The organism is Nocardioides sp. Iso805N (assembly GCF_000364605.1).
Taxonomy (GTDB): Bacteria; Actinomycetota; Actinomycetes; order Propionibacteriales; family Nocardioidaceae; genus Nocardioides.
On the sequence record NZ_KB822576.1, the window covers coordinates 312906 to 331654 of the forward strand.

At 69.7% G+C, this 18749-nt stretch carries 18 protein-coding genes; 4 read left to right on the forward strand and 14 right to left on the reverse strand.

All coding sequences use genetic code 11. The features are described from left to right. Positions 1–45: 45 nt before the first annotated feature. Positions 46–1827 (reverse strand): ABC transporter ATP-binding protein, encoded by a 1782-nt coding sequence (locus tag H036_RS0105795; RefSeq protein ID WP_017933836.1) that lies wholly within the window; start codon positions 1825–1827, stop codon positions 46–48. Continuing rightward, positions 1824–3635 carry an ABC transporter ATP-binding protein gene (locus tag H036_RS0105800; protein ID WP_017933837.1) on the reverse strand — a complete coding sequence of 604 codons (1812 nt, stop codon included), beginning with the start codon at positions 3633–3635 and terminating at the stop codon, positions 1824–1826. The genes H036_RS0105795 and H036_RS0105800 overlap by 4 nt, the downstream gene beginning before the upstream one ends. A gap of 63 nt (positions 3636–3698) precedes the next feature. Here H036_RS0105800 and H036_RS24240 point away from each other — a divergent pair, with 63 nt between their 5' ends. The 3 genes from H036_RS24240 to H036_RS0105810 all read left to right on the forward strand — a co-directional run bounded on the left by H036_RS24240 (position 3699) and on the right by H036_RS0105810 (position 4848). Next, entirely contained in the window at positions 3699–4088 is a 390-nt protein-coding gene (locus H036_RS24240) for a maleylpyruvate isomerase family mycothiol-dependent enzyme (protein WP_051068611.1), read from the forward strand. Positions 4089–4139: 51 nt separating this feature from the next. Continuing rightward, positions 4140–4322: a hypothetical protein gene (locus H036_RS24245; protein ID WP_157417077.1), complete on the forward strand. Its 183-nt coding sequence runs from the start codon at positions 4140–4142 to the stop codon at positions 4320–4322. 142 nt (positions 4323–4464) lie between these two features. Then, positions 4465–4848: a VOC family protein gene (locus H036_RS0105810; protein WP_017933840.1), complete on the forward strand. Its 384-nt coding sequence runs from the start codon at positions 4465–4467 to the stop codon at positions 4846–4848. Positions 4849–4873: 25 nt separating this feature from the next. On the opposite strand, the gene H036_RS0105815 is transcribed toward H036_RS0105810, so the two are convergent. The 8 genes from H036_RS0105815 to hisD all read right to left on the reverse strand — a co-directional run bounded on the left by H036_RS0105815 (position 4874) and on the right by hisD (position 11177). Then, entirely contained in the window at positions 4874–5443 is a 570-nt protein-coding gene (locus H036_RS0105815; RefSeq protein ID WP_017933841.1) for a dihydrofolate reductase family protein, read from the reverse strand. 68 nt (positions 5444–5511) lie between these two features. Beyond that, entirely contained in the window at positions 5512–6273 is a 762-nt protein-coding gene (gene hisF, locus H036_RS0105820; protein WP_017933842.1) for an imidazole glycerol phosphate synthase subunit HisF, read from the reverse strand. Further along, complete coding sequence (priA, locus tag H036_RS0105825) at positions 6270–7004, reverse strand: bifunctional 1-(5-phosphoribosyl)-5-((5-phosphoribosylamino)methylideneamino)imidazole-4-carboxamide isomerase/phosphoribosylanthranilate isomerase PriA (protein WP_017933843.1); 735 nt, start codon at positions 7002–7004, stop codon at positions 6270–6272. Before priA ends, hisF begins: the two co-directional genes overlap by 4 nt. 3 nt (positions 7005–7007) lie before the next feature. Beyond that, the gene (locus tag H036_RS0105830; protein ID WP_017933844.1) at positions 7008–7361 is read right to left on the reverse strand and encodes a hypothetical protein; all 354 of its coding nucleotides are present in this window, start codon (positions 7359–7361) and stop codon (positions 7008–7010) included. 15 nt (positions 7362–7376) lie between these two features. Continuing rightward, complete coding sequence (hisH, locus tag H036_RS0105835) at positions 7377–8036, reverse strand: imidazole glycerol phosphate synthase subunit HisH (protein WP_017933845.1); 660 nt, start codon at positions 8034–8036, stop codon at positions 7377–7379. Next, positions 8033–8656 carry an imidazoleglycerol-phosphate dehydratase HisB gene (gene hisB, locus H036_RS0105840; RefSeq protein ID WP_017933846.1) on the reverse strand — a complete coding sequence of 208 codons (624 nt, stop codon included), beginning with the start codon at positions 8654–8656 and terminating at the stop codon, positions 8033–8035. Before hisB ends, hisH begins: the two co-directional genes overlap by 4 nt. Beyond that, the gene (locus H036_RS0105845; protein WP_017933847.1) at positions 8653–9729 is read right to left on the reverse strand and encodes a histidinol-phosphate transaminase; all 1077 of its coding nucleotides are present in this window, start codon (positions 9727–9729) and stop codon (positions 8653–8655) included. Before H036_RS0105845 ends, hisB begins: the two co-directional genes overlap by 4 nt. Beyond that, positions 9729–11177, reverse strand: a complete 1449-nt coding sequence (hisD, locus tag H036_RS0105850) for a histidinol dehydrogenase (protein ID WP_017933848.1) — start codon at positions 11175–11177, stop codon at positions 9729–9731. Before hisD ends, H036_RS0105845 begins: the two co-directional genes overlap by 1 nt. 118 nt (positions 11178–11295) lie before the next feature. Between hisD and H036_RS0105855 the strand changes: the two genes are divergently transcribed. After that, entirely contained in the window at positions 11296–11961 is a 666-nt protein-coding gene (locus H036_RS0105855; RefSeq protein WP_017933849.1) for an LON peptidase substrate-binding domain-containing protein, read from the forward strand. 29 nt (positions 11962–11990) lie between these two features. Here H036_RS0105855 and H036_RS21975 read toward each other — a convergent pair whose 3' ends face one another. The 4 genes from H036_RS21975 to H036_RS0105875 form a co-directional block, all read right to left on the reverse strand. Then, positions 11991–13880, reverse strand: a complete 1890-nt coding sequence (locus H036_RS21975; protein WP_017933850.1) for a DUF3352 domain-containing protein — start codon at positions 13878–13880, stop codon at positions 11991–11993. 53 nt (positions 13881–13933) lie between these two features. Next, on the reverse strand, positions 13934–14551 hold the full coding sequence (locus H036_RS0105865) for a hypothetical protein (protein ID WP_017933851.1): 618 nt from the start codon (positions 14549–14551) through the stop codon (positions 13934–13936). Continuing rightward, positions 14536–18102, reverse strand: a complete 3567-nt coding sequence (dnaE, locus tag H036_RS0105870; RefSeq protein ID WP_017933852.1) for a DNA polymerase III subunit alpha — start codon at positions 18100–18102, stop codon at positions 14536–14538. Before dnaE ends, H036_RS0105865 begins: the two co-directional genes overlap by 16 nt. 153 nt (positions 18103–18255) lie before the next feature. Beyond that, a complete protein-coding gene (locus tag H036_RS0105875; RefSeq protein WP_017933853.1) occupies positions 18256–18708 on the reverse strand; it encodes a GNAT family N-acetyltransferase in 453 nt (150 codons plus the stop codon). Positions 18709–18749 lie beyond the last annotated feature (41 nt).

Here is an 18749-nt window from a genome sequence, read left to right on the forward strand (position 1 = left end):
CGACACGCCTGGGCGCTCGCGGCACCCAGCCCACGGACGACCGACTCAGGCCCGCTGCTGCGCCATCCAGGAGGCGTGCAGGCCGGCGTACACGCTGCCCTCCTGCTGCACGAGATCGCGGTGCGGTCCGCGCTGCACGATCCGTCCGTGGTCCACCACGATCACCTCGTCGGCGTTCTCCGCCGTGGTGAGCCGGTGCGCGATCGTGACGCTCGTGCGCCCGAGCATCAGCCGCTCCAGGGCACGGCTGATCCGCATCTCCAAGGCGGGATCGACGGCTGAGGTGGCCTCGTCCAGGACGAGCAGGTCGGGATCGGCGAGCTGCGCGCGCAACAGTGCGACGAGCTGTCGCTCGCCGGCCGACAGGGCCTCGCCCCGCTGCCCCACCCGCGTGAGCACGCCGTGGGGCAGCCCTGCCAGCCAGTCCCCCAGTCCGAGGTCGGCGGCGGCCGCGACGATCTCCTCATCGGTGGCGCCGATCCGGCCGTAGCGCGCATTGGCCGCGAGGGTGTCGTCGAACAAGAAGCCCTCCTGCGGCACCAGCACCACGCTGCGCCGCAGACCGCTGCCCTCGATCTGTCGGACATCGACACCGTCGAGCCGGACACTGCCCGTGGTCGGATCCATCAGTCGGGTCAGCAGCTTGGCGATCGTCGACTTCCCCGACCCGGTCTCGCCGACCACCGCGACCCGCCGGCCGGGCACGATCTGCAGGCTCACGTCGTGCAGCACCGGCACACCGCCCGGGTAGGCGAAGGACACGTCCTCGAAGGTGACGCTGAGTGGCCCCCGCGGCAACGTCACGCCATCGGCTCCCGGGTCGACGAGGTCGGCGGGGGTGTCGAGGATCCCGATCACGCGTCGCCAGCTGGCGACGGCGTTCTGGGCATCGGTGAGGATCTGCGACCCGGTCTGCACCGGACCGACGAACAGCGAGACGAGGAAGGCGAAGGCCAGGATCTTGCCGCTGGTGAGGTTGCCGTGGATCCCGAGCTCGACGCCGAGCACGACGACGCCGGCCAGCGCCAGACCGCCGGCGAGGCCACCCAGGCTGAAGAAGCTCGCGACCAGGCTCTGCGTCCGGATCTGGGCGGCCATGTTCTCCGCGACGGCCTCGTCGATGCGCTGTTGGGTGCGGGCCTCCACGGCGTAGGCCTTCACCACCGCCGCACCGACCACCGGCTCCGCGATCGCCGAGAGCAGCGCGCCCACCTGGCGGCGCACGATCGTGTAGGCCTGCGAGAGCCGCTTCTGGAAGAACGGCAGGGTGGCGAAGAGCGGTACGAAGCAGATCCACACCACGAGTGCCAGCTGCCAGGAGTAGACCACCATCACCACGCTGGCGATCAGCATCTGCCCGACCGAGACGACCAGCAGCAGGCCGCCGTAGACCACGAACTGGCTGATCTGGTCCACGTCGCTCGTGACCCGGGAGACCAGCGCGCCCTGGCGTTCGGTGTTCTGCGTCAGCATCGGCAGGTCGTGGACGTGGCGGAACGCCTTGGTGCGCAGCGTGGCGAGTCCGCGTTCGGCGGCGGTGAACAGCCGTGCGGTCATCAGGTAGGAGGCCCAGCTCGCGACGACCAGTGCGATCGCCGCCGCGACGCCCATCCACACGGTGAACGACACGTCCGGTCCACCGGCGTGGTTGAGACCGTGGTCGAGAGTCTGCTGCACGGCGACCGGCACGATCACCTGGCCGAGGCTGGCGACCACGGCCAGCGCGAGCGTCCGACCCGCCCCCTCGACCAGCTCGGGTGAATGGTGGATGCCACGGCGGATGGTATCGATACCGCCGAGCTGCTCGCCGGACTCGACGGCGCTCATCGCTCCACCTCGGTCTCGGCGAGCTCGTCGAGCTCGGTCTCGTAGGCGTTGACCAGCTCGGCATAGGCCGGGCTCGTGACGAGGAGCTGCTCGTGGGTGCCGCAGGCGAGGATCCGGCCGCCGTCGAGGTGCACCACCTCGTCGGCCAACGCGATGGTCGCCTTGCGATAGGCCACCACGACCAGCGTGGCGCCGCCTTCGGACGCGCCCGTCGCACCGCGCAGGGCAGCCAGGATCCGCTGTTCCACCTCGGGATCGACCGCCGAGGTGGCATCGTCCAGGATCAGCAGTCGCGGACGGCGTACCAGGGCGCGGGCGAGGGAGATCCGCTGCCGCTGGCCGCCACTGAGGCTGGTGCCACGCTCGCCGAGCCGGGTGTCGAGGCCGCGTGGCAGCGCCGCCACGAAGCCGTCGGCCTGGGCCGCACGCAGAGCCGCCCAGACCTCGTCATCGGCGTACTCGCCACCGAGGGTGACGTTGTCGCGCACGGTGTCGTCGAAGACGAACGCGGTCTGCGGCACCACGGACACCGCTTCGGCGAGGGCCCCGGGTGCGAATTCGCGCAGGTCGATGCCGTCGACACTGATCCGGCCGGCGTCGGGATCCACCAACCGTGACATCAGCGTGGTCAAGGTGGACTTGCCGGACGCCGTCGGACCGACGATGGCGACCGTGCGGCCGGCCGCGACCTCGAAGGTCACCCCGCTCAGCAGCGGTTGCTGCGGCTCGTAGGCGAAGGCCACGCCGTCCAGCTCCAGCCGAGCACCACCTCGGATGCCGTCACCCGAGAGAGCCGGGAGGCGCTCGTCGCCGTACTCGAGGCCTCCGGTGGCGTCGAGGACGTGCTGGACGCGGCGGAAGCCGACGACGCTGCGCGGGAACTCCCCCAGCACCCAGCCCAACGAGCGGATCGGGAAGGCCACGATGGTGAGCAGGTAGCCGATCTGGACCACGTCGCCGGCGGCAGCGTGGCCGTGCAGGACCCGGATGACGCCGACCGAGAGCACGACGAGTACGCCGATGTCAGGCAGCGCTGCCAGCGTCGGATCGAAGGCGGCGCGGATCCGGCCGGCTCTGATGTTGGTGTCGCGCAGCTCGCGGGCCTTGGCGGCGAACCTGTCGGTCTCCTCGCCCTCACGGCCGAGTGTCTTGACCACCAGCGCGCCGTCGAAGGACTCGTGTGCCACCTCGCTGAGCTCCGCACGCAGCTGCTGCGCACGCGTGATCAGGGGACTGGCACGGCGCTGGTAGGCGAGGTTGGTCAGGATGACGGCCGGGAACACCAGCATGCCGAGGCAGGCCAGCACGGTGTCGGCGAGGAACATCTGCGCCACCGCGATCACCATCATCGCGATCGTGCCCACCGCCATCGGCAGCGGCGCGATCGGAGCCCACGCGGCCTCCACGTCGGCGTTGGCGTTGCTCAACAGCTGCCCCGTGGGGTGTGCCTGATGCCACGCGAGGGGCAGCCGGAGGTACTGCCGGGTGACGGCACGGCGGTAGTGGGCCTGCATGCGGTACTGCATGACGCCCGCGCCGAGACGACGCGCGATCACCCCGACCGCGCGCCCGATCGCGACGGCCACGAAGAGCGCCACCACGGCGATCAGCCAGCCGGTGCCGATGTGTCCGGTGCGGAACGCCGGCAGGATGACGTGGTCGGTCGACCAGCCGAGCACCCAGGCGTCGGCGACGGTCAGGGCACCGAAGAGGGCACTACCGACGGTGGAGAGGGTGAAGATCCACGGCTCGCGCCTGATCGCCACGGCGAGCACCTTCAAGCCATCCATCGTGCTCGCCCGCTCCACTCGGAGAATCCTAGGACTCGGCTGCTCCCGTGCCCGCACGGGTGCGGCCTAGGGTGGGTGATCATGACCGATTCACTGGCGCGCCGCGAACGCCTGGCGCTGTGCGACCTCGCTCTCTCCGTCGGCCCGTCGGCGCCGACGCTGTGCGCTGGGTGGACCGTGCAGGACCTGGTCGTGCACCTGTTGGTGCGGGAGCACAAGCCGCTGGCCGCCGGAGGGACCCTGGTGCCGGCGCTGCGTGGGTTGACCGAGCGGGCCTCGGCTCGACTGCGACGCGAGCCCTTCGAGACGTTGGTCGAGCGGCTGCGAACGCCCGCGTTGCTGATGCGAGCGGCGCCGGTGGAGGCGCTGGTGAACACGACGGAGTTCTTCGTCCATCACGAGGACGTACGCCGTGCGCAACCCTCGTGGACGCCCCGCGACCTCGCGCCGGCCGACGAAGCGACGCTGTAGCGACAGGTCGCGATAGCCGGAAGGGGCCTCGTACGACCGGCCGGAGTGCCGGTGACGATCTCCTCCGGGTCCCGGCGTGCCGTGCTGAGACGCGGCGAGGATCCGGTCGCCGTCGCCGGACCGGTCGGCGAGATCACGCTGTTCGTCTTCGGCCGCGGGCAGGTGCGTGAGCTGAGCTTCGACGGTCCGGCCGAGCGGATCGCGGCCCTGCGAGCCGCGAAGCTGGGTTTCTAGCGGCCGAGCCGCGTCGGTGCGGTCATCAGCGCCACTCCGTCGACGTACTCCGCTCGGACGTCGCTCGGCAGCGCGTTGAACGGCGTGCGTCTTTGCGATAGCAGCCCTTGCCGCTGTCGGACCCCGGTGCGAGGCTCGACCCATGACCACGATCACGAGCATCAGCACTGCCATGTTCACGGTTGCCGACCAGGACGCCGCGATCGAGTTCTACACCAAGAAGCTCGGCTGGGAGCTGCGCTCCGAGACGACGTTCGGTGAGGGCGACCAAGCCGGCCGCTGGATCGAGGTCGCTCCGCCCGGCTCCGGTGCGGTGCTTGCCCTCAACCCGCCGATGAACGGTGAGCCCGGTGGCGGCGCGATCGGTGTTGACACCCCCGACGCCGAAGCCGAGCGGACGCGCCTCAGCGGTGTCGACGGCGTCCAGGTCGGCGACCTGATGGGCGGGGAGGGGCCGGTGCCGAAGATGTTCCCGGTGACCGACCCCGATGGGAACTGGATCTGGGTCGTCCAGACCGGGAGCTGAGCCCCCGCCGAGCTCGAGCGATCGTTCAGTCCAGCGGCAGTACGGCGTAGCGCAGCTCCGCGAACTGCCTGACCTGCTTCACCTCAAGCAGCCGCAACCGCGAGGACTCGATCCGGCGCGGCAGCAGCGGCGCCCCCGAGCCGAGCGTCACCGCGGCGACCGAGACCATGATCTCGTCGAGCAACCCCGCCTCGTGGAACTGACCGGCCAGGTCTCCCCCGCCGACGATCCAGACGTCCTTGCCCGCGGCAGACTCGCGCAGCAACTCCGCGTGCGTGGCGACCGACCCGCTCAGCACCCGGATGTCAGCACCCGGCACCAGCGGCAGATCGGTCCGCGTGGAGAAGACGTAGGTGATCTTGTCACCGTAGAGCTCCTGCCACTTGGCAGGCGAGGCCATCAGCTTCTCGTGTGCGAGCACCCACTCGTAGGTCGTCGACCCCTCGACCATCACGCCGACGCCCGCCACGAACGCCGACAGCCCGGCGATCGACTCCTCCCCGCCGTCGACGGCGAAGAGCCAGTCCAAGGAGTTGTCTGCGTCGGCGAGGAAGCCGTCCAGGGAGGTGGCGGTGGCGTAGACGAAGCGGGTCACACCCTGACGCTAGCGGTCGGCGTGCCCCGACTCGAACGCCGTCGGGGCGCCGGCGGGCGCCGTCGGGGTCAGCGCACCGGCAGGCCGGCCTCCGACAGCGCCGACTTCACCTCGCCGATCCGCAACGTGCCGAAGTGGAACACCGACGCCGCCAGCACCGCGTCGGCACCGGCGGCCACCGCCGGCGCGAAGTGCTCCACCGCGCCGGCGCCACCTGAGGCGATCACCGGGATCGAGACCTCGGCCCTGACCGCACGGATCAGCTCCAGGTCGAAGCCGTCGCGGGTTCCGTCGGCGTCCATCGAGTTGAGCAGGATCTCGCCGGCTCCCAGCGAGGCCGCCTGCACCGCCCATGCGACCGCGTCGATCCCTGCCGATTGCCGACCACCGTGGGTGGTGACCTCGAAACCCGACGGCGTACCGGCAGCGCGGCGCGCGTCCACCGACAGCACCAGCACCTGGTTGCCGAACCGGTCCGCGATCTCGGCGATCAGCTCCGGTCGCGTGATGGCGGCCGTGTTCACGCCCACCTTGTCCGCGCCCGCTCGCAGCAGCCGGTCCACGTCCGCAACCGCGCGCACGCCGCCACCGACGGTCAACGGGATGAAGACCTCCTCGGCCACGCGAGAGACGATCTCCATCGTGGTCGCCCGGCCGTCCGCCGATGCGGAGATGTCGAGGAAGGTGAGCTCGTCGGCGCCCTCGGCGTCATACGCCCGCGCCAGCTCGACCGGGTCACCGGCGTCGCGCAGCTGCTTGAAGTTGACGCCCTTCACCACCCGGCCTGCGTCGACGTCGAGACACGGGATCACCCGTACGGCGAGGCTCACGAGGCACTCACCCGAGTCACGGCGAGCGCCTCCTCCAGCGAGAGCGAGCCGGTGTAGAGCGCCGTACCGGCGATGGCGCCCTCGACGCCATCGGCGACCAGCGTCATCAGCGCCCGGATGTCGTCGATCGTGGTGACGCCGCCCGAGGCGACGACCGGCGCCGAGGTCCGTGAGCAGACGTCGCGCAGCAGGTCGAGGTTCGGCCCCTGGAGCATGCCGTCCTTGTTCACGTCGGTGACGACGTAGCGAGCGCAACCCTCCGAGTCGAGGCGGGCGAGCGTCTCGTAGAGGTCCCCGCCGTCGCGGGTCCAGCCGCGGGCTGCCAGCGTCGTACCGCGGACGTCCAGGCCGATCGCGACCCGGTCGCCCCACGTGGCGATGGCGGCTGCGCACCACTCCGGCTGCTCGAGCGCCGCGGTGCCGATGTTGACCCGTCGACAGCCCGTCGCCATCGCCGCTTCGAGCGATTCGTCATCGCGGATGCCGCCACTCATCTCCACCGAGATGTCGAGACGGCCCACGATCTCGGCCTGCAGCTCGCGGTTGGAACCGCCTCCGAAGGCCGCGTCCAGGTCGACCAGATGGATCCACTCCGCGCCCAGCTCCTGCCAACGCAGCGCGGCCTCGATCGGGTCGCCGAATCGCTTCTCGGACCCGTCGACGCCCTGCACCAGCTGGACGGCCTGGCCGCCCTTGATGTCGACGGCGGGGAGCAGCTCGAGATAGGACACGTTTCAGGCCTTTCGGAACAACACGGTGTACAGGACAGGGGCCACCAGCACGCTGGCGACCAGGGCCAGCGCGCGCGCCGCCCAGGAAGGATCGATCAGCCATACGACCACGTTGGCCACCACGAGCAGGGCGATCAACAGTCTGGTCTGGTTGCGGCGGCGTACGGCCAGCGCACCGGTCTGGCGACCGCGGCCGCGCGTCGACGGGCTCAGCGACCGGACGCCGAGCTTGTCGAACCGGACGCCGAGCTTGTCGAGGCGGGCGCGTCGTCGCGCAGCAGCCGCCGCCCGCGCTGTCCGCTCGGCAGCCGCTTCGGCAGCGAGCCGCTCCCGCTCCGCCCGCGCTCTCGCACGCACCCCGGACGGCACGACTCAGGCCGACTTCAGCGACTGGACCCAGTTGCGCAGCAGCGCAGCGCCGGCGTCACCGGACTTCTCCGGGTGGAACTGGGTCGCTGACAACGGACCGTTCTCGACCGCGGCCACGAAGCGATCGCCCGCTCCGGACACCGATCCGGTCTCGGCCCAGGTCACCAAGGGTGCCTTGGTCCGGTCGTTGGTGACCAGCTCCCAGCGCCGGACGCCATAGGAATGCACGAAGTAGAACCGCTCGTCCTCCACCCCGGCGAACAGCTCGGAGCCGGCCGGCGCCGCCACGGTGTTCCAGCCCATGTGCGGCACGACCGGGGACTCCAGCCGCTCCACGACGCCGGGCCACTCGTCGCAACCCTCGGTCTCGACGCCGTGCTCGACGCCGCGGGAGAAGAGGATCTGCATGCCCACGCAGATCCCCAGCACGGGCCGACCACCGGAGAGCCGGCGCCCGATGATCCGCTCGCCGCGAATGGCCCGCAACCCACGCATGCACGCCTCGTAGGCTCCGACTCCGGGCACGAGGAGGCCGTCGGCCGCCATCGCCGCGTCGAGGTCACCGGTCAGCTCGACCGAGGCACCAGCTCGCTCCACCGCTCGTACGGCGGAACGCAGGTTGCCGGAGCCGTAGTCCAGGACGACGACCTTCGGTGCCGTCACAGAGCGCCCTTCGTGGACGGCACGCCGGTCTCGCGCGGGTCGAACGCGATCGCGTCGCGGAACGCCCGGGCGAAGGCCTTGAACTGCGTCTCCACCAGGTGGTGCGGGTCACGGCCGGCCAACACCCGCACGTGCAGCGCCAGGTGGGCGTGGAACGCGATCGTCTCGAAGACGTGGCGGGTCAGGGAGCCGCTGTAACCCGGACCACCCGTGCCGTCGTTGCCGATCGTCACGTAGATCTGGCCCTCGGGCTCACCGGTGTGCACGCAGTAGGGGCGACCGGAGATGTCGACGACCGCCTGCACCAGTGCCTCGTCGAGCGGCACGGTGGCGTCGCCGAAGCGGCGCGTGCCGCGCTTGTCGCCCAGCGCCTCTCGCAGCGCCTGGCCGAGCACGATGGCGGTGTCCTCGACGGTGTGGTGCGCGTCGATGTGAGTATCGCCCGAGGTCTGGACGGTCAGGTCGAGCAGCGAGTGCCGCGCGAAGGCGATCAGCATGTGGTCGTAGAAGCCGACGCCGGTGGAGATGTCGTGCCGGCCGGTGCCGTCGAGGTTCACCTCGACCAGGACCTTCGATTCCGACGTCTGACGCTCGATGCGGGCGGTGCGGCCGGTGCTCATCGGGTGACCTCCAGTAGGGCCTTCTTGAATGCGTCCATCTCGGCGGGAGTGCCGATCGAGACCCGCAGCCAGCCGCTGGGGCCGGTCTCGCGGATCAGCACGCCGCGCTCCAGCAGACCCTCGAAGACCGCGTGCCGGTCCGGGAAGGTGCCGAAGAGGGCGTAGTTGGCGTCGCTCTCGGCGACGGTGAACCCCTGTCCGCGCAGCCACGCCACGGTGGCGTCGCGCTCCTCGCGCAGCGTCGCGACGTTGCCGAGGAGCTCATCGGTGTGGCGCAGCGCTGCCAGCGCGGCAGCCTGCGTCACGGCGGAGAGGTGATAGGGCAGCCGTACGACGCGGATGGCGTCACAGATCGCCGGGTCGGCGGCGAGGTATCCCAGCCGCAGGCCGGCCCCGGCGAACGCCTTCGACATCGTCCGCGTGACCACGAGGTTGCGGTGGGTGGCGAGCGACTCCAGCGCCGAGGGCACACCGGCACGGCGGAACTCGCCGTACGCCTCATCGACGACGACGATGCCCGACTCGCCCACCGCTGCGCACAGTGCACCGATCGACTCGGGGTCGAGCGCCGTGCCGGTGGGGTTGTTGGGGCTGGGCAGGAGCACGACGCTGGGGCGGACCTCCTCGACCAGCGCGCGCGCCTTCTCCAGGTCCAGGGAGAAGTCGGACTCGCGCTGACCGGTGACCCACTCGGTGTTGGTGTCGCGGGCGTACTCCGGATACATCGAGTACGTCGGCGCGAAGCTCAGCGCGGTGCGGCCCGGACCACCGAAGGCCTGCAGCAGCTGGAGCATGACCTCGTTGGACCCGTTGGCCGCCCACACCATCTCGGGCGTGACCGGCGCGTCCCGCGAGAGGTAGTCGGCCAGCGCCTCGCGCAGTGCGACGAACTCGCGGTCCGGATAGCGGTTGAGCTCGACCGCCGCCTCCGCGACCGCCGTCGCGATCTCGGCGATGCATGCCTCGGACGGGCCGTAGGGGTTCTCGTTGACGTTGAGCTGGACGGGCACGTCGAGCTGCGGGGCACCGTAGGGCTCGATGCCCGCCAGCTCCGCGCGGATCGGAGGGAACATCAGGCCTCGGCCCCTGCGTTCGCCGAGCTTGTCGAGGCGTCGGCGAATCGCGCCGACACCGCCGCGCCGTGACCCGGCAGGTCCTCGGCGTGCGCCAGCGTGACGACGTGGTCCTTGACCGCGGCCAGGCCCTCGCGGGAGTAGTCGATGACGTGCACCGACTTGGTGAACGCGCGCACGCTCAGCCCGGAGCTGTGGCAGGCACATCCGCCGGTGGGCAGGACGTGGTTGGAACCGGCGCAGTAGTCGCCGAGGGAGACCGGTGCGAACGGCCCGATGAAGATCGCGCCGGCGTTGCGGATCCGGCCTGCATCGACCGTCGCGTTGCGGGTGTGGATCTCCAGGTGCTCGGCGGCGTAGGCGTTGACCACCTCGATGCCCTGTTCGATGTCGTCCACGAGCACGATGCCCGACTGGGAGCCGGCCAGCGAGGTGCGGATGCGCTCGACGTGCTTGGTCACGCTGACCTGCTTGTCGAGCTCGGCCTCGACCTCGGCGACCAGCGCCTCGGAGTCGGTCACCAGGACCGCGGCGGCCAGCGGGTCGTGCTCGGCCTGGGAGATCAGGTCTGCGGCGACGTAGGCGGGGTGGGCCGAGTCGTCGGCGAGGATCGCGATCTCGGTCGGGCCGGCCTCGGAGTCGATGCCGACCTCCCCTTTCAGAAGACGCTTGGCGGTGACCACGTAGATGTTGCCCGGGCCGGTCACCAGGTCGACCTTCTCGCACCCTTCGGCGGTCGAGCCTGTCGCTCCGGCGGTCGAGCCTGTCGAGACCCCGTAGGCGAACATCGCGATCGCCTGCGCGCCGCCGACCGCATAGACCTCGGAGACACCCAGCAGCTCGCACGCCGCCAGGATGCTCGGGTGCGGGAGGCCGCTCGCCCACGAGTCGGACTGGGTGCGTTGCGGCGGCGAGGCCAGCGCGATCGACCGCACGCCGGCGACCTGCGCAGGCACGGTGTTCATCAACACGCTGGAGACCAGCGGCGCCAGCCCGCCAGGAACATAGAGCCCGACCCGGCCGACCGGGACCTTGCGGTGGGTCACCCGGGCACCCGGACCGAGCTCGGTGACCGCATCGGTCTCCAGCTCGTTGGCGCACGTCGCGCGCAGCCGGGCGATGGACTCCTCGAGACCGGCGCGGATCACGGGGTCGAGCTCGGCGAGGGCGCGGGTCAGTGCCTCGCGAGGCACCCGGATGTCGTCGACACGTACGCCGTCGAAGCGCTCGCCGTACTCTCGGATCGCCTCGACGCCGCGCGTCTTCACCGCATCGAGGATCGGCTGCACAGCATGCGTGGCCGCCTCGATATCGAACTCAGCGCGCGGCACGACGGCGCGATAGTCCAGGGGCGCGCCGCTGGCAGCGCGGACGCCTCGGAGGTCGATGCGGCGGATCCGTTGGATCGAGCCTGTCGAGATCCGCTGGGCCGAGCCTGTCGAGGTCATGGGTCGATTCTACGAGTACGGCGCCGGTGGACCCTGCTCGGACGACGTCATGCGGACGGCGACCTCAGGGCATGCGCGCTTACGGACGCAGCCGGCGCCCAGCCACTAGGTTGGTCGCGTGTCCGACACGCTCCCGATGTTCCCCTTGAACGCGGTCCTGTTCCCCGGCGTGACCCTGCCGCTGCACGTCTTCGAGGAGCGCTACCGCGCCCTCGTCGAGCACCTGCTGACCATCGAGGACCCGGCCGAGCGGGTCTTCGGGTCGGTGGCGATCCGCGAGGGTTACGAGGTCGGCGATCACGGCGCCCAGTCGCTGTTCCGGATCGGCTGCCGGATGCAGCTGACCGAGGTGGCGACCAATCCCGACGGCAGCTTCGAGGTCGTCGTGGTCGGCATCGACCGGATCCAGCTCGATGCGCTGGACGGCCGTGGGCCGTTCCCTGTCGGCGAGGTCCAGGATCTGCCGGAGCCGTCCGTCGCCGTACCGGACCATGTCGTGGAACGAGCCCGTGCGACCTTCTCCGCGTATCGGCTGGCGGTGACCGAGTTCCGTCCGGACCCGTACGACGGCACGCTGCCGCGCGACGCGGAGTATCTCTCCTGGACGCTGGCGGCGTGCGCGCCGCTGCCCATGTCCGAGCGCCAGAGTCTGCTGGAGGCGAACGATGCCGAGGAGCGGCTGACCCTGGTCACCGATCTGCTGCGCAGCGAATTGCAGGCGATGAACGTCATTCCCTCGCTGCCGGCCACCGAGGTCGCTCGCAACCGCTGGTCGCCGAACTGAGCCGGGTCGACGCAGCCGCCACTGAGCCACTACTTGGTGCTCAGCCGCATCAATCCGTGCGAGATGCCGTCCTCGACCCAGCTGCTCGACCCGAACGCCTGCAGGTGCTGCAGGTTGGCCCGCGCGTCGGCGGGGACCCCGGCGGCGTCGCTGTCGAGGATCTTGCGCATGTTGTCGAAGGAGACGAAGAAGGCTGAGGTCGCCTTGTCGGCATGCGGGATCACGTCGGTGAAGGCGTGGCTCTTGCCCAGTGAACCGTCCTTGACCAGCTCGGCACGGTAGTCCGCGTCGGGGCCGACGGCTACCACGCCGTCGCCGCTCGTCGTACCGAGGATCTGCTGGGCGTCCGGAAGCTTGAGCTTCTGCAGCACGCCGTTGATCTGCTCGGGATCGCCCTGCAGCTTCAGCCCGACGGCCAGGTCGGTCGGCTCGGTGGAGTTGCTCAGTGCCTCGGGGTCGATCGATCCGGAGGCGGCGAATGTCACGCCCTTGCCGAACAGGGTGTCCAGGTCGGCGGGCAGGGTCAGGCCGGTCAGCTTGGTGAGACCCTGGCTCACCTTGGCGGGCGTGGTCCCGCAGCTCTGGGCGAAGTCCTGGGTGAAGCTGGTGAACCACGTGTCGCTCGCCTGGCCGCCGTTGCCGCTGCCGAACGCGACGGCGGTGTCCGAAGGCAGGGTCGCAAGACCGGTGCTGCCAGCGGTCGAGCCGGAGGCCTGGGCGTCCTTGGCCGCCGCTGCGGACTCGACCTCGAAGCCGCCGTGGGCGAAGCGGAGGGTCGCGGCACCACCCTGCAACTGCTCCAGCGCCTGCTTCTGCAGCTCGAGCTGGGGGGTGCTGAGCGCCGTGCCGCCTGCCGCCCCCGAACCGGGGCGCGGGCAGATCGAGAGGAACGACGACATCGGGCCGTCACCACCCGAGGTGTCGAAGAGGCCGAACGGATCGGCGGGGTCGTCGGTGGGGCCGTCGTCGGCGGCGAGACCGCTGGCGGAGGTGTAGCCGGCTGGCGAGAATCCGGAGCCCGAGGACTTCTCGGCGTATGACGACGAGCCGCTGCTACTCCCCGTGGCGGAGCCGAACTCGGTCATCGCCTTGTCCAGGTAGCCGGCCATCGTCTTACCGGCGTCCTTGGAGGCATAGAAGGTCGCGACCCCCGGATCGCCGGTGCGATCGACCCAGGTCTTGAAGTCGGTGTCGTCACCGAGCGAACCGCTCTCGGCGCCCGTGCTCACACCGCGCGCGACGTTGTCGGTGGCTGCGACCACCGCCCAGCCGTGGGCGACCGAGAGACCGTGCGGCAGCTGGGCACAGTCGAGCAGCTTGGGCAGGTCCTTCTTGGCGGCCGCCTCGTCCGTGACCGCGAGCACCGCCACTGGCTGCGCGCCGTTGCCGGCGGTGGGCACCAGTGCGGCCCCGATGTCGTTGCCGAGCCACGGCGCGACGTCCTTGCTCCAGTCAAGGCTGCAGCCGTCGCTCTTCAGCTGGTCCTGGACCAGCAGCTTGCGCAGGTCGCTGCTCGGATCGATCGAGAGCCCGTGGGCGAACGCCGGGAACGTGCGCAGCGCCTTGATCGCCTCGATCTTCTGTCCCGCGGACGGATCCAGGTCGATCCCGGCGTAGGCCAGCGTGTCGCTCGGCAGCCCGGCTGCTGGGCCCGGGTCGTGGTGGTTGCCGATGTGGCTGGCTGCGAAGACGGTCCCGCCTGCGACCAGCGCGATCGCCGCCACGGCGCCGCCGCCGACATACCACCAGGTCCTGCCGTGCCGATCACCCTTCGGGTCGTTCCAGGCACCCCCACCGAGGGTGACGGTGTCGGGGGGCGGCATCGGCATGTTGCTGCTCGGGGCGCCGTAGTTGGGCTGGGATCCGGACGAGGAGGGGCCGTAGGACGGACCTCCGGCTGGCGGCTGCTGGTCGGACACGGATCCCCCATGACTCGGTGCCGGCGCCGATATCGCCGGCGAACTCCTCGAGTTTACGCCGCTGGGGGCGCAGCCGCTGCCGGTTCTCCCACGCCCTGTGGATGACGCCGAGGCGCACGTTTGGAGACGGTCAGGAAGACCACGCTGAGCGTGGCGAGCGCGCCCCCGGGCACCGCCATCAGCATCCACCAGTTGGTCAGGGTGAGCTGGCTGGGCAGCTTGGTGCCGTCGGCCGCCGTCTTCGCGATCCGCTGCGGGTCACCCGGACCCCGATGCAGGCCGACCACCCGCATCAGGTACGCCGCCAGCAGTCCGCCGACGACCACCGCTGCCAGCGTGACCAGCTCGGCGCGATCGCACAGCCAGGCCGCAAGCGCGCCCACGATCGCGCCGGCGACCATCCCGATCACGACATACCACCCCGTGCCGGCGAAGTAGGTCGGCTGAGCCCGGTCCCAGGAGATCGGATACCAGACGTGCTTGACCACCTCGCCCTGGGCCGGGCTCCATGCAGCCTCCCAGATGAAGCCGCAGACCACACCGACCACGGCGAAGGCGACCACGATCGCGCCCGCCTGCATCAGTGCTACTCGCAGGTCCCGTCCCCGCTCGGAACGCCGCTCGGCGGGCTGAGCGGGCTCGGCAGTGCCGGTGGTCAGCTGGTCAGACATCCAGGTCCCAACAGGTGCTTGAGGTCGGCGAACAGCGCGGAACTCGGGGTGACGCGGAGACGGTCGTCGAGCCGCAGCACCCTGGTGGACTCGCGTGTGAGCAACCGTAGCCGCACTTCGGTCATCCCGGGATGGGAGGCGAGCACGTCACGCAGCTGCGCCACCACAGGCGGCGTGCAACGGGTCGCCGGCAGGCTCACCACGACCGGCCCGCTCGGGCCGTCGGTCAGGTCGGGTGCGCTCACCTCCTGGCCACGGATCTCCGGCTGCTCCTTGTCCCGGGAGAGCTGGCCCTTGACCCGGATGATCGCGTCCTCGATCAGGTGGGGCGCCGCCAGGACGTAGCTGCTGGGGAAGAACAGCACCTCGATGGCACCGTCGAGGTCCTCCACGGTGACGGTCGCCCACGGATCGCCCTTCTTGGTGATCCGCCGGTTCACGGCAGTGACCAGCCCGCAGATGTTGATCGTGCTGTTGTGCGGCCGCGTCTCATCGACGAGCAACTGGCCGATGGTGCAGTCGGAGCCGTTGGCGAGCACGTGCTCGAGCCCGAACAGGGGGTGGTCGGAGACGTAGAGGCCGAGCATCTCCCGCTCGTGGCCGAGCAGGGTCATCTTGTCCCACTCGTCGATGTCGGGGATCGTCACCGATACGCCGAAGGATCCGCCCATGTCGTCGTCGAGGCCGCCGAAGAGCGAGTCCTGACCGATCGCCTCGTTGCGCTTGATGTCGACGAACTGGTCGACAGCCGTCTCGTGCACCGCCACCAGAGCGCGGCGCCGGTGCTTCATGTCGTCGAAGGCACCCGCCTTGATCAGCGACTCGATGACGCGCTTGTTGCAGGCCATGGCCGGCACCTTGGCGAGGAAGTCGTTGAAGTCCTCGTAACGGCCCTTCTCCTCACGGGCGCTGACGATGCCGTCGACGACGTTCCACCCGACGTTGCGCACGGCCGTCAGGCCGAAGCGGATGTCGTTACCGACAGCGGTGAAGTTGTGGGCCGACTCGTTGACGTCAGGGGGCAGGACGTTGATCTTCATCCGGCGACACTCACCGAGATAGATCGCCATCTTGTCCTTGTCGTTCTTGACCGAGGTCAGCAGCGCCGCCATGTACTCGGTCGGGTAGTTGGCCTTGAGGTAGGCGGTCCAGTAGGTGACCACGCCGTAGGCGGCGGAGTGCGACTTGTTGAAGGCGTAGTCGGCGAAGGGGACCAGGATCTCCCACAGCGTCTTGACCGCGTCCTTGGGATAGCCGCGCTCCAGCATGCCGGCCTCGAAGCCGGCGTACTGCTTGTCCAGCTCCTCCTTCTTCTTCTTGCCCATGGCGCGGCGCATGTTGTCTGCAGCGCCCAGCGAGAAGCCGGCGAGCACCTGCGCGATCGCCATCACCTGCTCCTGATACACGATCAGGCCGTAGGTCTCGCCCAGCACCGGCTCGAGCGCCTCCGCTAGAGCCGGGTGGATCGGCTCGATCGGCTCGCGGCCGTTCTTGCGGTGGGCGTACTTGTTGTGCGAGTCGGCGCCCATCGGGCCCGGTCGGTAGAGGGCCGAGACAGCGGTGATGTCGGCGAACTGGTCGGGCAGCATCGAGCGCAGCAACGCCCGCATGCCACCACCATCGAGCTGGAAGACGCCGAGCGTGTCGCCACGGCCCATCAGCTCATAGGTCGCCCGATCGTCGAAGGGCAGCTCCTCGAGAAGCAGATCCTCGCCGCGGTTGGCCAAGATGTTGGCGACCGCGTCTTCGAGCGTGTGGAGGTTGGACAGACCCAGGAAGTCCATCTTGACCAGTCCGAGCGCCTCGCACATCGGGTACTCGAACTGGGTGATGACGGCGCCGTCCTGCTTCGGGTCCATCAGCGGGACCACATCGAGCAGCGGCTCGCTCGACATGATGACGCCCGCGGCATGGACACCGGTCTGCCGGATCTGGCCCTCGAGCCCGATAGCGACCTCGTAGATGCGCCGCACCTCGGGGTCGGTGTCATGCAGGGCGCGGAACTCGCCGCCCTCGCCATAGCGCTTGTGGTCGGGGTTGAAGAGCTCCTTGAGCGGAACGCCCTTGCCCATCACGTCGGCCGGGAGGGCCTTGGTGATCCGGTCACCGATGGCGAAGCCGTGGTCCAGGATGCGGGCGGCGTCCTTGATCGCCTGCTTGGCCTTGATCCGGCCGAAGGTGGCGATCTGGGCGACGCGCTCGGAGCCGTACTTCTCGGTGACGTACTGGATCACCTCGCCGCGGCGGTGGTCATCGAAGTCGATGTCGAAGTCTGGCATCGAGGGTCGCTCAGGGTTGAGGAACCGCTCGAAGAACAGGCCGTGCTCCAGCGGGCACAGGTCGGTGATCTTCAGCGCGTAGGCGGCGATCGAGCCGGCACCGGATCCACGGCCCGGACCAACGCGGATGCCGTTGTTCTTGGACCACTGGATGAAGTCGGCGACCACGAGGAAGTAGCCGCAGTAGCCCTTCTGCGAGATGATCCCGAGCTCGAACTCGGTGCGATCCTTGACCTCCTGGTTCAGCCGCTCGCCGGGGTAGCGCAGCTCAATGCCTCGCCAGACCTCCTTGCGCAGCCAGGACTCCTCGGTCTCCCCCGCTGGGATGTCCGCGCGCGCCATGTAGCCACCGGTGGACTCGGTGAACTCGACGTTGCACCGCTCCGCGATGAGCAGCGTGTTGTCGCAGGCCTCCATCAGGTCCTGGGAGCCCCACAGCTCACGCATCTCGGCGGCCGACTTGATGTAGTAACCGGTGCCTTCGAAGGCGAACCGCTTGCCGCCCTGCGCATAGGTCGGCTCGGAGAGCCGGCTGCCGGAGTTGACGCACAGCAGCGCCTCCTGGGCGCTGGCGTCCTCGGGGTTGTTGTAGTGGGAGTCGTTGGTGGCGATCGGCTTGATGCCCATCTCCCGACCGAGCTTGAGCAGGTCGTCGCGGACCCGCTTCTCGATCGAGATGCCGTGATCCATCAGCTCGAGGAAGACATTGTCCTTGCCGAAGATGTCCTGCAGCTCACCAGCCTCGCGGATCGCCTCGTCCCACTGGCCCAGTCGCAGCCGGGTCTGGATCGCACCACTCGGGCAGCCGGTCGAGACGATCAGGCCCTTGCTGTAGGTCTGCAGCAGCTCCTTGTCCATGCGGGGCTTGAAGTAGTAGCCCTCGAGGCTGGCCTTGGAGGAGAGCCGGAAGAGGTTGTGCATCCCCTCGGTCGACTCGGCCCACATCGTCATGTGGGTGTAGGAGCCGCCGCCCGAGACGTCGTCGCCACCCTCCTCGGACTGATCGCCCTTGCCCCAGCGGATCTTCTTGCGCACGCCACGCGGCGTGCCCGGCGTGAGGTAGGCCTCGATGCCGATGATCGGCTGCACGCCGTACTTCTTCGCCTTGGAGTAGAAGTCGTAGGCGCCGTGCAGGTTGCCGTGGTCAGTCATCGCGATCGCGGGCATCTGCAGATCGCTGGTGCGCTTGAACAGACCGTCGAGGAGTGATGCCCCGTCCAACATCGAGTATTCGGTGTGGACGTGGAGGTGGACGAACGAGTCGCTCGACATCTCACGCTCCTTCTCGCTGGGTCGATCTGGGCATGCGTCACCAGGGTCGGTCGCAGGCCGCGACCAGGCTCTGGGGGAAGGCCCTCAGACTACCTGGTCATCAGCCCGTCCCGGACACCCCCAGAGCGTGTCATCGACCCCCGACAACTTTGCTCAGCCGCGTCGGTCGGGACCGACCCACTCCATCCGCAGGTCAGGCTCGCGCTCCTCGTTGGCGGAGCCGTCGTAGCGGTCCGTGACGACGAAACCGCGTCGGGCATAGAAACGTTGGGCCGGCAGGTTCGAGGCGAAGACGTAGAGGCCCAGTCCGCCTGGCCGCAGCGACTTCACCAGGTCGAGCAGCATGCCGCCGAGCCCCTCGCCCTGCCAGGCGGGGTGCACGTAGAGATCGTCCAGCCAGGTGCTGGTGAAACGGGCGTAGGCGACCGCCTCGCCGTCGACCTCGGCCACCCACGCCTCGTCGGTGTCGAGCCGGGCGGCCAGGAAGGCAGCGATGTCGGCCCCGGGATGGATGCTCACCGGCATCGGCGCTCCCATCCGGGCCCCGACCTGGATCGTCGCCATCTCGGCGACGTCGGCCGGAAGGGCGGGCCTCAAGACCGTCACCGGACGACCTCGAGGGGGTCACGGAGCGACGTCTCCACGGC